The following is a 12,447-nucleotide window of genomic DNA, read 5'->3' as shown; positions in this document are numbered from 1 at the left end:
GAAACCGAGCAATGGCCAAGACCCTCTATCAGAAAGTATTCGACGCCCACGTGGTACGGGAAGTGGAAGGGGAAACGCCCCTCATCTACATCGACCGCCATCTGGTGCATGAAGTGACCAGCCCGCAGGCATTCGATGGCCTGCGCGCCATGAACCGCCAGTTGCGCCGCCCGGATCTGACCTGGGCCACCATGGATCACAACGTATCCACCACCACCAAGGACATCGCCGCCTCCGGCGAGATGGCCCGCATCCAGATGGAGACGCTGGCCGCCAACTGCAAGGAGTTCGGGGTCCGTCTGTATGACCTGAACCACCAATACCAGGGTATCGTCCATGTGATGGGCCCCGAGCTCGGCATCACATTGCCTGGCACCACCATCGTCTGCGGCGACTCCCACACCGCCACCCACGGTGCCTTCGGGTCGCTGGCGTTCGGTATCGGCACCTCCGAAGTGGAACACGTGATGGCCACCCAGACCCTGAAACAGGGCCGCGCCAAGACCATGCGTATTTCAGTCAACGGCAAGCTGGCCGAGGGCATCAGCGCCAAAGACGTGGTGCTGGCCATCATAGGCCGGGTCGGCCATGCCGGCGGTACCGGCTATGTGGTGGAATTCGCTGGTGAGGCCATCGAAGGGCTCACCATGGAAGGGCGCATGACGGTGTGCAACATGGCCATCGAGCTCGGCGCCAAGGCCGGCATGATCGCCCCCGACCAGACCACCATCGACTACATCCGTGGCAAGGAGTTCGCTCCCAAGGGCGAGGCGCTGGAACAGGCCATCGCCTACTGGCAGAGCCTCAAGAGCGACGAAGGTGCCCACTTCGATGCCGAAGTGGTGCTCGACGCCGCCGACATCGCCCCGCAGGTTACCTGGGGCACCAACCCGGGTCAGGTGATCGCCGTCAATGAACCCATTCCGGCGCCGGAATCCTTCAGCGATCTGATGGAGCAGCAGTCAGCCCGCAAGGCGCTGGCCTACATGGACCTGCAGCCGGGCCAGAAGCTCTCCGATGTCGCCATCGATAAGGTGTTCATCGGTTCCTGCACCAACAGCCGCATCGAGGATCTGCGCGCTGCCGCCGCCATCGCCCGCGGTCGCAAGGTCGCGGCCGGCGTGCAGGCCCTGGTGGTGCCGGGCTCCGAGCAGGTGAAGGCCCAGGCCGAAGCCGAGGGGCTGGACAAGATCTTCATCGAGGCAGGCTTTGAGTGGCGCCTGCCCGGCTGCTCCATGTGTCTGGCCATGAACAACGACCGGCTGCAACCGGGAGAGCGCTGCGCCTCCACCAGCAACCGCAACTTCGAAGGGCGTCAGGGCCGTGCCGGCCGCACCCATCTGGTGAGCCCGGCCATGGCCGCCGCCGCCGCCGTTACCGGCCGCTTCGCCGATATTCGTGCGCTGTAATTGGAGAGCAACAAGATGACAGGATTCAAACAGCATAAAGGGATCGCCGTCCCCCTCGACAGCGCCAACGTCGACACCGACGCCATCATTCCCAAGCAGTTTCTGCAGAAGGTCAACCGCATCGGTTTTGGCAAGCACCTGTTCCACGACTGGCGCTTCCTGGACGATGCAGGGGAGCAGCCCAACCCCGAGTTCGTGCTCAATCAGCCGCAGTTCGCCGGTGCCAGCATTCTGCTGGCCCGCGAGAACTTCGGCTGCGGCTCGAGCCGCGAGCACGCCCCCTGGGCGCTGGCGGACTACGGCTTCAAGACCATCATTGCCCCGAGCTTTGCCGACATCTTCTACGGCAACGCCATCAACAACGGCATGGTGCCGGTGCGCCTGAAGGAGGAGGAGGTCGAGGCCCTGTTCCAGCTGGTTGCCACCCAGCCGGGCATCGAGATCGAAGTGGATCTGGAGGCCAATCAGGTGCGCGCAGGTGCCCTCGCGTTCAGCTTCGAGATCGACGAGTTCCGTCGTTACTGCCTGCTCAACGGGCTGGACACCATCGGCCTGACCCTGCAGCACGAAGCCGCCATCAGCGCCTTCGAGGCGAAGCAGCCCAGCTGGATTTGACCCATCAGGTGCCATAAAACGAGTAGAATCAACAGGGAGCCGCGGCTCCCTGTTTTATTGTCAGGCCAGCCTATACACCATGGCTGGCCACCTCTTGTATGCCCGACGGGACACTCGAATGAAGATGACGATCGCCCTCCCCCTGCTCTGCGGCCTCTGGCTGGCGCTGCCGGTCTGTGCCGGGCAGACCTATTTCAACAGCAGCGGCGGGCAGCTCAACGTCGGCTGGCAGGACAAGGACGGCAAGGCACAGCAGCTAACCTATCGGCTGGAGGCGGGCAAGCTGCCGCCACTCATCGCCTATCGGCCGGCCCGCATGCAGGAGGACGTGCTGCAGAGCCTGCTGCAACAGGGGATGGCCGAGTTTCCTACCGTGCAGTTTTCCCTCTCTCGTCCCCAGATGGAGCTCAAAATCAAGGGACGCCAGCCCGAGCAGGTCAACAAGGCCATGGGCTGGCTTACCCAGCAACGGGACAAGCTGGAAGCCGAGTGGCTCAAGCAGCACTATTTCCAGCCCTTCACCGCCCCCGACGGCGCCGCCGCCATCAAGCAGGACCATGTGCGCATCGCACTGGAGAGCCGCAGCGAGCTGGCGCCGCTGGCCGAGCAGCTCAAGCAGCAGGGCAGCACCGAGACCGAAGCCCGCCAGAAGACGGTGGCTCATATGCTCGACTTCGTGCAATCCATCCCCTATCAGCTGCTCGACAGCCAGTCGGGGCGCCAGGGGAAGGGCTTTTTAACCCCGCGCCAGGTGCTGGAGCAGAACCAGGGCGACTGCGACAGCAAGGTGACCCTGATGGCCGCCATGCTGGCCCAGCTCTTTCCCGAGTTGAAACAGGCCATGGTGTTCGTGCCGGGTCATGCCCTGCTGGGAGTGGCGCTGCCAACCAAGCCGGGTGAGGCCACTCTGAACCGGGAAGGAGAAACCTATCTGCTGATGGAACCCACCGGCCCGGCCCAGCTGGCGATGGGCCAGCTGGCACCAACCAGCAAGACCCTCATCGACAGCCAGCAGCTGAGCGTGCAGCCGGTTCGCACGAATAAATAACGCCGCCCGTCGGGGCCGTCGTGAAAACCAAGGGAAATACGCCAGAATGAAATCGACCAGCGCGGGGCTGGTCGATGCATGACGAAGGGTGTGACGGTCGGTCAGGCGAGGGCCTGGAACTCGATGGCCAGCAGCAGCCCATCCTCTTCTTCCAGCACCCGAATGATGCGGGCCTGCGCCTCGAAGGGGGGCAGCAGGTTGTTGTTGGTGGCCAGGCTCACCCGAATGGGTTGGCTCACATCGAGCTGATGCTCGGCGACGGCGATCCCCATGCCGTTGGCGCTGAGATCCCGGCAGACCCCTTCCAGTACCTGCTGTTGCTGAAAGATGGTGACGGGGGCATTGATTATCATGCGCTGGAAGGCGCGTCTTTCCTTGGTGCTGGTGATCACGCGAACATCCTCTGTTGTCTGACGCCGTCTCGCTGGCCCGCAGGAACAATTGTGCTGGCCTCCCCCCAAGAACGTTAATACAATGCGGTTCGTTTCTCAAACGGGGTGCGGTTTACCGCTGAGATTATACCCGTGAACCTGATCCAGATAATGCTGGCGGAGGAATTTGAGGCATGGCGCTCATTTTTTGCGCCCTCATCCGCTGGCACCTCATTGCTAAGGGAGTGCCGCTCATGAAAACCCTGCTGCTGGTCGCCACCAGCCTGCTCAGTGCCCAGGCCTTCGCGGCCGACACCCTCACCGTCTACACCTACAACTCCTTCACCGCCGAGTGGGGACCCGGTCCCAAGATCAAGCAGGCCTTCGAGAAAGAGTGCGGCTGCACCCTCAAACTGGTGCCGCTTGAAGATGGCGTGGCCATCCTCAACCGGCTGCGGCTGGAAGGCAAACACAGCAAGGCCGACCTGGTGCTGGGGCTGGACGATGCGCTCGTCAGCGAAGCCAAACAGAGCGGCCTGTTTGCCCCCCACGGCAGCAAGCTGGACGGGGTCAAGGTGCCGGGCGGCTGGCAGGACGATACTTTCGTCCCCTACGACTACGGCTACTTCGCCTTCGTCTACGACCAGAGCAAGCTCAAGAACCCGCCCAAGAGCCTGAAAGAGCTGGTGGAGCGCCCGGACCTCAAGGTGATCTATCAGGATCCGCGCACTTCCACCCCGGGTCAGGGGTTGATGCTATGGATGAAGTCGGTCTACGGGGATAAGGCACCTGCCGCCTGGGCGCAACTGGCCAAGAAGACGGTCACCGTCACCAAGGGCTGGTCCGAGGCCTACGGCATGTTCCTCGACGGCGAGGCGGACATGGTGCTCTCCTACACGACCTCCCCCGCTTACCACCTGATTGCCGAGAACAAGCCCCAGTATCAGGCCGCAGCGTTTGAGGAGGGTCACTACCGCCAGGTGGAAGTGGCCGCCAAGCTCAACAGCGCCACCCAGGGCAAGCTGGCGGATAAGTTCCTGCAGTTCATGACAAGCCCCGCATTCCAGAACGAGATGGCAACCGGCAACTGGATGTATCCGGTGATTGACACGCCGCTGCCCAAGGGCTTCGAGCAGATGATCACCGTTGCTAAGCCGCTCACCTTCAGCAGCGATGAGGTGGCAGCCAACCGCAAGAACTGGATCCGCGAGTGGCTGCAAGCCGTCACCCAGTGAGCCGTATCTTCGCCAGAGCGCAGGCTCGCCCCCTCTGGTGGCTGCCGGGTAGTGCCGCCACCCTGATCATCCTGCTGCTCTCCCTGGGGCCGCTGGCGGCCCTGTTGTGGCAGGCCGGGGCGCTGGCGCCCCGTACCCTGCTGGCCGACCCCTACCTGCGCCACGTGCTGGGCTTCAGCCTCTGGCAGGCGCTGCTCTCCACCCTGTTGAGTCTGGGGCTGGCCATTCCGGTGGCCCGCGCGCTGGCGCGGCGCCGTTTCATCGGCCGCCGCCTGCTGCTCAAGCTGTTCGGCCTCTCGCTGGTATTGCCGGTCATCATCGCCATCTTCGGCATCGTCGCGGTACACGGCAAGCAGGGCTGGTTGCCACAGCTGCTGCACGGGCTGGGGCTCGCCCCCGGCAATTACCTTTATGGCCTGCTCGGTATCCTGCTGGCCCACGTCTTCTTCAACATGCCGCTGGCGGCACGCCTGTTGCTGCAGAGCATAGAGAGCATTCCCGAGTCCTCCTGGCGCCTCGCCAGCCAGCTCGGCATGCGCTCCTCCCATATTTTCCGGCTGCTGGAGTGGCCGCTGATCCGGGCCCAGTTGCCAGGCTTGGCCAGCCTCATCTTCATGCTCTGCTTCACCAGCTTCGCCACCGTGCTGGCGCTCGGGGGCGGCCCCAAATCCACCACCCTGGAGGTGGCCGTCTATCAGGCGCTGCGTTTTGACTTCGATCTCGCCACCGCCGGCGGACTGGCACTGGTGCAGCTCATCCTGACCGCCGCCCTGCTGATGCTGCAGCACAAGCTGCAGAGCAGCCCGGCCAGCCGGATCACTTCTCATCGCCCCTGTCTGCGCCCGGACCGCCATCAGCCGGGAACCGGTCTGGTGGACGCCCTCACCCTCGGGATCGGGCTGGCCGTGTTCCTGCCCCCCTTGCTGGCCATCGTGGTAGCCGGCCTCAACCCCGGCCTGCCAGATGCACTGACCTCAAGCAAGTTGTGGCTGGCCAGCGGCCAGTCGCTGCTGATCGCGCTGGCGGCGGGCAGCCTGGCCACCCTGCTCGGCAGTGCGCTGCTGCTCACCAGCCGTCACCTGCGCGTGCGGGATCGCAAGCGGCGGGCCGCGGCCCTGTGGGAGGCCAGCGGCTCGGTGATCCTGATGATCCCGGCGGTAGTGCTCTCCACCGGCCTCTTCATCCTGTTCATGCCGTTCGCCGACGTGTTCGCCCTCGGCCCCTGGCTGGTGGTGCTGGTCAACGCCCTGATGGCGCTGCCCTATGTGCTGCGTACCCTCTCCGCTCCCATGCAATTGGTGGTGCGCCAGTACGACCGGCTAGCCGACAGTCTGGGGGTACACGGTCTGCATCGCCTTCGGCTGGTGGAGTGGCCCCTGCTGCGCCGCCCGCTGGCCCAGGCGGCCGCGCTCTCGATGATCCTGTCGCTGGGAGATCTCGGTGCCATCGCCATGTTCGGCAGCCAGGAGCTCACCACCCTGCCCTGGCTGCTCTATCAGCAGCTCGGCAGTTACCGGTTGACCGAGGCGGCCGCCACCGCCCTGCTGCTGCTGCTGCTCTGTTTCTCCCTGTTCTGGCTGGTCGAACGTGGCCTGGGAGGCAAACATGCCGATCATTGAAGCGCACGCCCCTACCGTTTATTCGGCTGCTCCGGTTGGCCGAGCTGCCCCTTGGAGAAGAGAACATGCTGAATATTGATCAGCTGGTCACCAGCTACCCGGACTGGCGCGTCAGTTTCAGCGCCACCCTGCCCAAGGGAGAGATCACCGCGCTCATCGGCCCGAGCGGCGCAGGCAAGTCGACCCTGCTCGGCATGATCGCCGGTTTCGTGCCGGTAGAGTCCGGCACCCTCGACTTCGATGGCGAGGAGCTGCTGCCGCTGGGCCCAGCCGCGCGACCGGTCACCACCCTGTTTCAGGATCACAACCTGTTCCTGCATCTGTCGGTGTTCGACAACATCGCCATCGGCCTGCACCCCGGTCTGCGCCTGAACGCTGCCCAACGGGCCCAGGTGAAGGATGCCGCGAACCGGGTCGGCCTCGGCGAGATGCTCACCCGGCTGCCGGAACAGCTCTCCGGCGGCCAGCAACAGCGGGTCGGGCTGGCCCGCGCCCTGGTGCGGGGCAAACCGCTGTTGCTGCTGGATGAACCCTTCTCGGCGCTCGATCCGGCCCTGCGCCGGGAGATGCTGGCGGAGGTGGCGAGGCTCGCCTGCGAGCAGGGCATTACCGTGCTGATGGTGTCTCACAACCCGGAGGATGCCCAGCTCATCGCCGACCAGGTGTTGTTCGTGGATGAGGGGCGCATCGCCCTGCAGGGTACGCCGGATATCCTGCACAACAGCGATCACCCCGGGCTGCTGCGCTATCTTGGACAATGATCCAAGGACACTGAACTGGTGGCGGGATCAAAAAAGGGAAGCCAAGTGGCTTCCCTTTTTCATATGAAGATAGTCAATCAAATCAGAGGTTTTCCTCGGCAAAGGAGGCGAGCTTGCTGCGCACCACCCCGTTCAGGAAGATGTTGGCACTGCCGTCGAAGTCCTTGAAACGCTCGACGATGTAGGTCAGACCCGAGGTCACCGGGCTCAGGTAGTTGGAGTCGATCTGGGCCAGGTTGCCGGAGCAGACGATCTTGGTGCCTTCGCCACAGCGGGTGATGATGGTCTTGATCTGGGACGCGGTCAGGTTCTGGCACTCGTCCAGCAGCACGAAGGTGTTCTGGATGCTGCGCCCGCGCATGAAGTTGACCGATTTGAACTGGATGTTGGCCTTCTCCATGATGTAGCTGAGGGACCCGCTCATGTTCTCGTCCTGCTTGTGCAGCACCTCCAGGGTGTCGGTCACCGCCGCCAGCCAGGGCATCATTTTCTCTTCTTCGGTGCCAGGCAGGAAGCCAATGCTCTCGGCGATTTCTGGGGTATTTCGGGTGACGATCACCTTCTCGTAGATCCCCTTCTCGATCACCAGCTCCAGCGCGGCAGCCATGGCCAGCAGGGTTTTGCCGCAACCCGCCGGGCCGGTCAGGATCACCAGATCAATGTGCGGATCGAGCAGCGCATCGAGCGCCATCCCCTGATAGACGTTCTTGGGATGTACCCCCCACGCCTTGCGGGACATCAGCCGTTCGCGCCCCAGATCCTTGATGCGGATCTTCTGGCTGTCGTGGCTGAGCACCCGGGCGGCGAAAAAGTTCTCTTCATCGATCAGGTACTGGTTGACGTGAATGCCCTCCAGCAGGTTGGCATCGATGACGTGGACGGTATCGCGGCCATGAGTCTCGCTGTCGCACTCGCCGACCCGCTCCCAGAAGCTGCCAGGCACCACCTGGAAGCCCTTGGCCAGCAGGCGGATGTCGTCGATCAGCTGGTCGCTGCGGTAATCCTCGACGTGGGCAAGCCCGGCGCCCTTGGCCTTGAGCCGCATGTTGATGTCTTTGGTGACCAGCACCACCTGACGTTTCAACTCATGCTTTTGCAGGTAGAGGGCCGCGTTGATGATGCGGTTGTCGGCCTCCTTGTCGGTGAACACCTCGGCATCCTGCGGCAGATGGTGGTCACTGAAGATGGAGATGTGACCGCTCGCCTCACCGGCCAGCGCTACCCCTTGCGCAATCTGTTCCGGCGTTGCATCGCGGAATACATCCTCCAGCGCCCGGATGGCCACCCGCGCATCACGGCTGACGTCCTTGTGGCGATCCTTGATGTTGTCGAGCTCTTCCAGCACCGTCATGGGGATGAGCACGTCGTGCTCTTTGAAGGAGTAGATGGCGAGGGGTTCGTGAAGCAGAACGTTGGTATCCAGGATAAACAGCTTTCGGTCCGTGTTGTCCATAAGCATCCTCCTTGGCACTGAAGGTGCCACGTGTGTGAATCTCAGATGTCATTGAAACCACACGGCCGTGACAGTTTTATTACCCCCAACGCTACGCCCGATTTTACTATCGCGCAACAAATCGCGTGTACTGCCGGTGCGTTCGAACAGAAAAGCAGCAATGAAAAAGGCCGGCCTGTTGTCTGCGATCAATCACTCAACCGCACTTGGAATCGCCGCAGTTGAGGCAGGTCATGCAGCCATCCTTCTGCACCAGCACCTTGCTGTGGCACTTGTAGCAAAGCGCTGCACCGGGTGGGAAGCCGCTGCCGGCCTGCTGCTCGTCAGCTTGTTGCCGAGCTTGCAGCTCGGCCTGCTTGTCGGCCAGGAACGCCTGCTGGTGTTCATCCAGCCCGGCCACCTTGAGCATGCCGATCTCGGTGAGATGGGTTTCGATCACGTTGCCAATCTCGGCGATAAGCGAGGGTACGTACTTGCCCTTGTTCCAGTAGCCGCCCTTGGGATCGAACACCGAACGCAGCTCCTCCACCAGAAAGGTGACGTCCCCCCCCTTGCGAAACACCGCCGAGATGATGCGGGTCAGCGCCACTATCCACTGGTAATGTTCCAGGCTCTTGGAATTGATGAAGATCTCGAACGGACGCCGGGTCTCGTGTACCGTCCCCTCGTTGAGAATGATGTCGTTGATGGTGATGAACAGCGAGTGCTCGGAGACATGTTCCGGCGTCTTCAGCTTGTAGGTGGTGCCCATCAACCGCTCCGGCCGCAACACCGTCTCGTGCATGTGAACCACGTCATCCTGCACAGGGGGTTGCTGCGGTTCATCCCGGGTTTTCACCTGGTAGGCGACGATTTTCCTGTCGATTTTCTTGACCATGCGCTCGTCCTCAGAATTTACCGTAATAGCCTTCTTTCAAGGCATCGTAGAGGTTGGCAGCGGTGTGCAGCTCGCCATCGTATTCGATCTCCTCGTTCCCTTTCGCCGTGACGACCGAGCCATCCTCCAGGGTGAACTCGTAGAGGGTATTCTCCAGATCCTGCTCCTTCACCAGCACCCCCTGGAAAGCTGCCGGGTTGAACCGGAAGGTGGTGCAGCCCTTGAGCCCCGAATCCGACGCATAGAGGTAGATGTCCTTGAACTGCTCGAACGGAAAGTCGGTCGGCACATTGGCCGTCTTGGAGATGGAGGAGTCGATCCAGCGCTGGGCCGCCGCTTGAATGTCTACGTGCTGGGCCGGGCTGATGTCGTCGGCGGTGATGAAGTAATCCGGCAACCGGGTTGCCTCATCCTCGGCATAAGGCATGGCAGCCGGATTGACCAGCTCGCGGTAGGCCAGCAGCTCATAGGAGTAGACGTCCACGCTCTCCTTGCTCTTCTTGCCCGGCTTGATGACGTTGCGACTGTAGTGGTGGGCAAAGCTCGGCTCGATGCCGTTGCTGGCGTTGTTGGCCAGCGACAACGAGATGGTGCCGGTCGGTGCAATGCTGCTGTGGTGGGTGAAACGCCCCCCCACCTCGGCCAGCTCGGCAACCAGGGCGGGATCCACCTCGGCCACCTGTTGCATGTAGCGGCTGTAGCGGGCGTGCAGCACCTTGCCCTTCACCTTGTCACCGAGCTTGATGCCGTCTGCCGCCATCTCGGGGCGCAGCCGCAGCAGCTTGCCGGTCACCTCGAATTCCTGCTCCATGATGGGCGCCGGGCCTTTCTCCTTCGCCAAGGCCAGGGACTCGCGCCAGCCGGTCAGGGCCAGCTCCTGAGATACCTGCTCGGTAAAGGCGACGGCGGCAGCAGAGCCGTATTTTATCCGCAGCATGGTGAGGGCCGAGCCGAGGCCGAGGAAGCCCATGCCATGACGGCGTTTGCTGATGATCTCCTCACGCTGCTTGGCAAGCGGCAGCTGGTTGATCTCCACCACGTTGTCCAGCATGCGGGTGAAGATGGCCACCACCTTGCGAAAGGCGGACCAGTCGAAGGCGGCCTGTTCGGTGAAAGGGTCGCGCACGAACCGGGTCAGGTTGACCGACCCCAGCAGGCAGGCACCATAGGGGGGCAGAGGCTGCTCACCGCAGGGGTTGGTGGCGCGGATCTCCTCGCAGAACCAGTTGTTGTTCATCTGGTTGACCTTGTCGATCAGGATGAAGCCGGGCTCCGCATAGTCATAGGTGGAAGTCATGATGACGTTCCAGAGCTTGCGCGCCGGCAGGGTCTTGTAGACCTTGCAGGCGACCTGCCCCAGCTCGTTGAACACCACCCCTTCCCTGTTGGGCCAGTCGGCCCAGAACACCTGAGCGGGATCGTCCAGCGCTATGCCGTCCTGCTCCACCTCCCTGGCGGTGTAGGGGAAGATTAGCTGCCAGGGGGCATCCTCTTTCACCGCCTTGACGAACTCTTCGGTGATGAGCAGAGAGAGGTTGAACTGACGCAGACGGCCATCCTCCCGCTTGGCCTGGATAAACTCGACCACATCGGGGTGACGGATATCCATGGTGCCCATCTGGGCGCCGCGACGACCACCGGCGGACGAGACGGTGAAACACATCTTGTCGTAGATATCCATGAAGGAGAGCGGGCCTGAGGTATAGGCCCCGGCACCGGAGACAAAAGCCCCGCGCGGACGCAGGGTCGAGAAGTCATAGCCGATGCCACAACCGGCTTTCAGGGTCAGTCCCGCTTCGTGCACCTTGCCGAGGATGTCGTCCATCGAATCCTCGATGGTGCCGGAGACAGTGCAGTTGATGGTCGAGGTCGCCGGCTTGTGCTCGAAGGCTCCCGCATTGGAAGTGATGCGGCCCGCCGGAATGGCACCGTTGCGCAGTGCCCACAGGAAAGGCTCATACCAGACGTCCGGCTGCGACTCCTGGCCAGCCAGGGCAAGGGCGACCCGCTGGTAGGTTTCATCGATCGTGCCATCAATGGGGACGCCATCCTTGCTCTTGAGACGATACTTGCTGTCCCAGATCTCGAAGGAAGTGTCCTGCAGGGGGATCAGGCGAGAGGCGCTCTCACTCTCCTGCACCGGGTTGGATTTAGCCATGTTCAATCAACCTCATGTGAATGGAACAACGTCACGACAGTAGCAACAAACACAACCAATAGCGAACAAACAAAACAAAAACACTATATGTAGTATTTTTAATAACGAGAGAGCCTGTCTCATCCTAAAAAAACGCCCCGGCCAGCAGTGTGCTGGGCCGGGGCATTGACCGATTCATCGCCCGGGAAACGTGCTTCCCGGTCCAGATCAGGGTTTCTTGACGTACACGGTCGGGGTATCGCCCGCCATGTTCAGATAGAACTCATAGACGCCATCCGCATCCGGTGAGAACTTCATGTCTTCATACTTGGAGCAGGGGTTGACCGGCACGGCTTCACCGCCCAGCACGGCAACGCCGTCACTCGGACTCTTGTAGCCGAAGTTGGTGCCACAGCTCCAGCCGGAGTCGGCAAACTTGAACTTGTAAGGAGCCCACTCTTTTTTGAGCGTGCCCTTGGCCATGTAGAGCTTGTCGGCAACCTTGACCACCTTGCTCTCATCGGTTGCCATCCAGTCGTTCATTTCACCACGCAGGTAGATGGACTTGCCACCGAAATCGCTGTTGTCTGCAGCCGCTTGCTCAGCGCCACCGTGAGATGCGCAACCGCCTAATACCAGGGTTCCCGCCGCCAGCATCATCGTTACTGTTCTTTTGAACATGTGTCCATTCCTCAGATTATTGTGATTCCTTGGCCCATCAAACGTGGGCAAACGAATTAAAGCAGAGCGGGCATCACAAGAAAGGTAGAGGCATCACATTCTGTGCTTTTTCTGTTCAGCAATTGAATTGATGGACAAATATCAGCCAGACAAGAGGCAGACTAGATTGGCCCCTTGAAGATCCAGACACTTCGCCCCTCTTAACTTAAGAGGTAGTCTTGGAGCTATGTTCAGTACTAGT

Annotated in this window: 11 protein-coding genes and 1 riboswitch; of the genes, 6 read left to right on the top strand and 5 right to left on the bottom strand. The window is 61.8% G+C overall.

Features of this window, described 5'->3' with window-relative positions:
• The first annotated feature begins 11 nt into the window (after positions 1 to 11).
• From leuC to PG881_RS13120, 3 genes are all read left to right on the top strand, one after another.
• A complete protein-coding gene (gene leuC / locus PG881_RS13130) occupies positions 12 to 1,409 on the top strand; it encodes a 3-isopropylmalate dehydratase large subunit (RefSeq protein WP_201903921.1) in 1,398 nt (465 codons plus the stop codon).
• Positions 1,410 to 1,424: 15 nt separating this feature from the next.
• Positions 1,425 to 2,024 (top strand): 3-isopropylmalate dehydratase small subunit, encoded by a 600-nt coding sequence (gene leuD, locus PG881_RS13125; protein WP_270800501.1) that lies wholly within the window; start codon positions 1,425 to 1,427, stop codon positions 2,022 to 2,024.
• Positions 2,025 to 2,142: 118 nt separating this feature from the next.
• Complete coding sequence (locus tag PG881_RS13120) at positions 2,143 to 3,072, top strand: transglutaminase domain-containing protein (protein WP_270800499.1); 930 nt, start codon at positions 2,143 to 2,145, stop codon at positions 3,070 to 3,072.
• Between the two features lie 101 nt (positions 3,073 to 3,173).
• Here the strand turns inward: PG881_RS13120 and PG881_RS13115 are convergent, their stop codons facing one another.
• A complete protein-coding gene (locus PG881_RS13115) occupies positions 3,174 to 3,464 on the bottom strand; it encodes a PilZ domain-containing protein (protein WP_017410271.1) in 291 nt (96 codons plus the stop codon).
• A 91-nt stretch (positions 3,465 to 3,555) separates the two neighbouring features.
• A riboswitch (TPP riboswitch) is annotated at positions 3,556 to 3,646 on the top strand.
• Positions 3,647 to 3,697: 51 nt separating this feature from the next.
• Here PG881_RS13115 and thiB point away from each other — a divergent pair.
• From thiB to thiQ, 3 genes are all read left to right on the top strand, one after another.
• A complete protein-coding gene (gene thiB, locus PG881_RS13110; RefSeq protein WP_270800684.1) occupies positions 3,698 to 4,678 on the top strand; it encodes a thiamine ABC transporter substrate binding subunit in 981 nt (326 codons plus the stop codon).
• Positions 4,675 to 6,297: a thiamine/thiamine pyrophosphate ABC transporter permease gene (gene thiP / locus PG881_RS13105; RefSeq protein WP_270800682.1), complete on the top strand. Its 1,623-nt coding sequence runs from the start codon at positions 4,675 to 4,677 to the stop codon at positions 6,295 to 6,297. Before thiB ends, thiP begins: the two co-directional genes overlap by 4 nt.
• 65 nt (positions 6,298 to 6,362) lie before the next feature.
• Complete coding sequence (gene thiQ, locus PG881_RS13100; protein WP_270800497.1) at positions 6,363 to 7,058, top strand: thiamine ABC transporter ATP-binding protein; 696 nt, start codon at positions 6,363 to 6,365, stop codon at positions 7,056 to 7,058.
• A gap of 82 nt (positions 7,059 to 7,140) precedes the next feature.
• On the opposite strand, the gene PG881_RS13095 is transcribed toward thiQ, so the two are convergent.
• The 4 genes from PG881_RS13095 to PG881_RS13080 form a co-directional block, all read right to left on the bottom strand.
• A complete protein-coding gene (locus PG881_RS13095; RefSeq protein ID WP_011704812.1) occupies positions 7,141 to 8,511 on the bottom strand; it encodes a PhoH family protein in 1,371 nt (456 codons plus the stop codon).
• Positions 8,512 to 8,707: 196 nt separating this feature from the next.
• Positions 8,708 to 9,388, bottom strand: a complete 681-nt coding sequence (locus PG881_RS13090) for a TSCPD domain-containing protein (protein ID WP_270800495.1) — start codon at positions 9,386 to 9,388, stop codon at positions 8,708 to 8,710.
• 10 nt (positions 9,389 to 9,398) lie between these two features.
• Positions 9,399 to 11,546, bottom strand: a complete 2,148-nt coding sequence (locus PG881_RS13085) for an adenosylcobalamin-dependent ribonucleoside-diphosphate reductase (RefSeq protein WP_270800493.1) — start codon at positions 11,544 to 11,546, stop codon at positions 9,399 to 9,401.
• Positions 11,547 to 11,753: 207 nt separating this feature from the next.
• A complete protein-coding gene (locus PG881_RS13080) occupies positions 11,754 to 12,206 on the bottom strand; it encodes a pullulanase (RefSeq protein WP_139704397.1) in 453 nt (150 codons plus the stop codon).
• Between the last annotated feature and the right edge of the window lie 241 nt (positions 12,207 to 12,447).

The sequence above is a fragment of the Aeromonas sp. QDB54 genome (assembly GCF_027707385.1).
GTDB classification, from domain to species: Bacteria; Pseudomonadota; Gammaproteobacteria; order Enterobacterales; family Aeromonadaceae; genus Aeromonas; species Aeromonas hydrophila.
This window is presented reverse-complemented; position numbering and strand designations above follow the sequence as displayed.

What these genes read in the sequence shown, in the direction of transcription:
- thiQ (WP_270800497.1), top strand. Translation starts at nt 6,363, where the DNA reads ATGCTGAATATTGATCAGCTGGTCACCAGCTACCCGGACTGGCGCGTC.
- leuD (WP_270800501.1), top strand. Translation starts at nt 1,425, where the DNA reads ATGACAGGATTCAAACAGCATAAAGGGATCGCCGTCCCCCTCGACAGC.
- PG881_RS13095 (WP_011704812.1), bottom strand. Translation starts at nt 8,511, where the DNA reads ATGGACAACACGGACCGAAAGCTGTTTATCCTGGATACCAACGTTCTG.
- leuC (WP_201903921.1), top strand. Translation starts at nt 12, where the DNA reads ATGGCCAAGACCCTCTATCAGAAAGTATTCGACGCCCACGTGGTACGG.
- PG881_RS13090 (WP_270800495.1), bottom strand. Translation starts at nt 9,388, where the DNA reads ATGGTCAAGAAAATCGACAGGAAAATCGTCGCCTACCAGGTGAAAACC.
- thiB (WP_270800684.1), top strand. Translation starts at nt 3,698, where the DNA reads ATGAAAACCCTGCTGCTGGTCGCCACCAGCCTGCTCAGTGCCCAGGCC.
- PG881_RS13085 (WP_270800493.1), bottom strand. Translation starts at nt 11,546, where the DNA reads ATGGCTAAATCCAACCCGGTGCAGGAGAGTGAGAGCGCCTCTCGCCTG.
- PG881_RS13120 (WP_270800499.1), top strand. Translation starts at nt 2,143, where the DNA reads ATGAAGATGACGATCGCCCTCCCCCTGCTCTGCGGCCTCTGGCTGGCG.
- PG881_RS13080 (WP_139704397.1), bottom strand. Translation starts at nt 12,206, where the DNA reads ATGTTCAAAAGAACAGTAACGATGATGCTGGCGGCGGGAACCCTGGTA.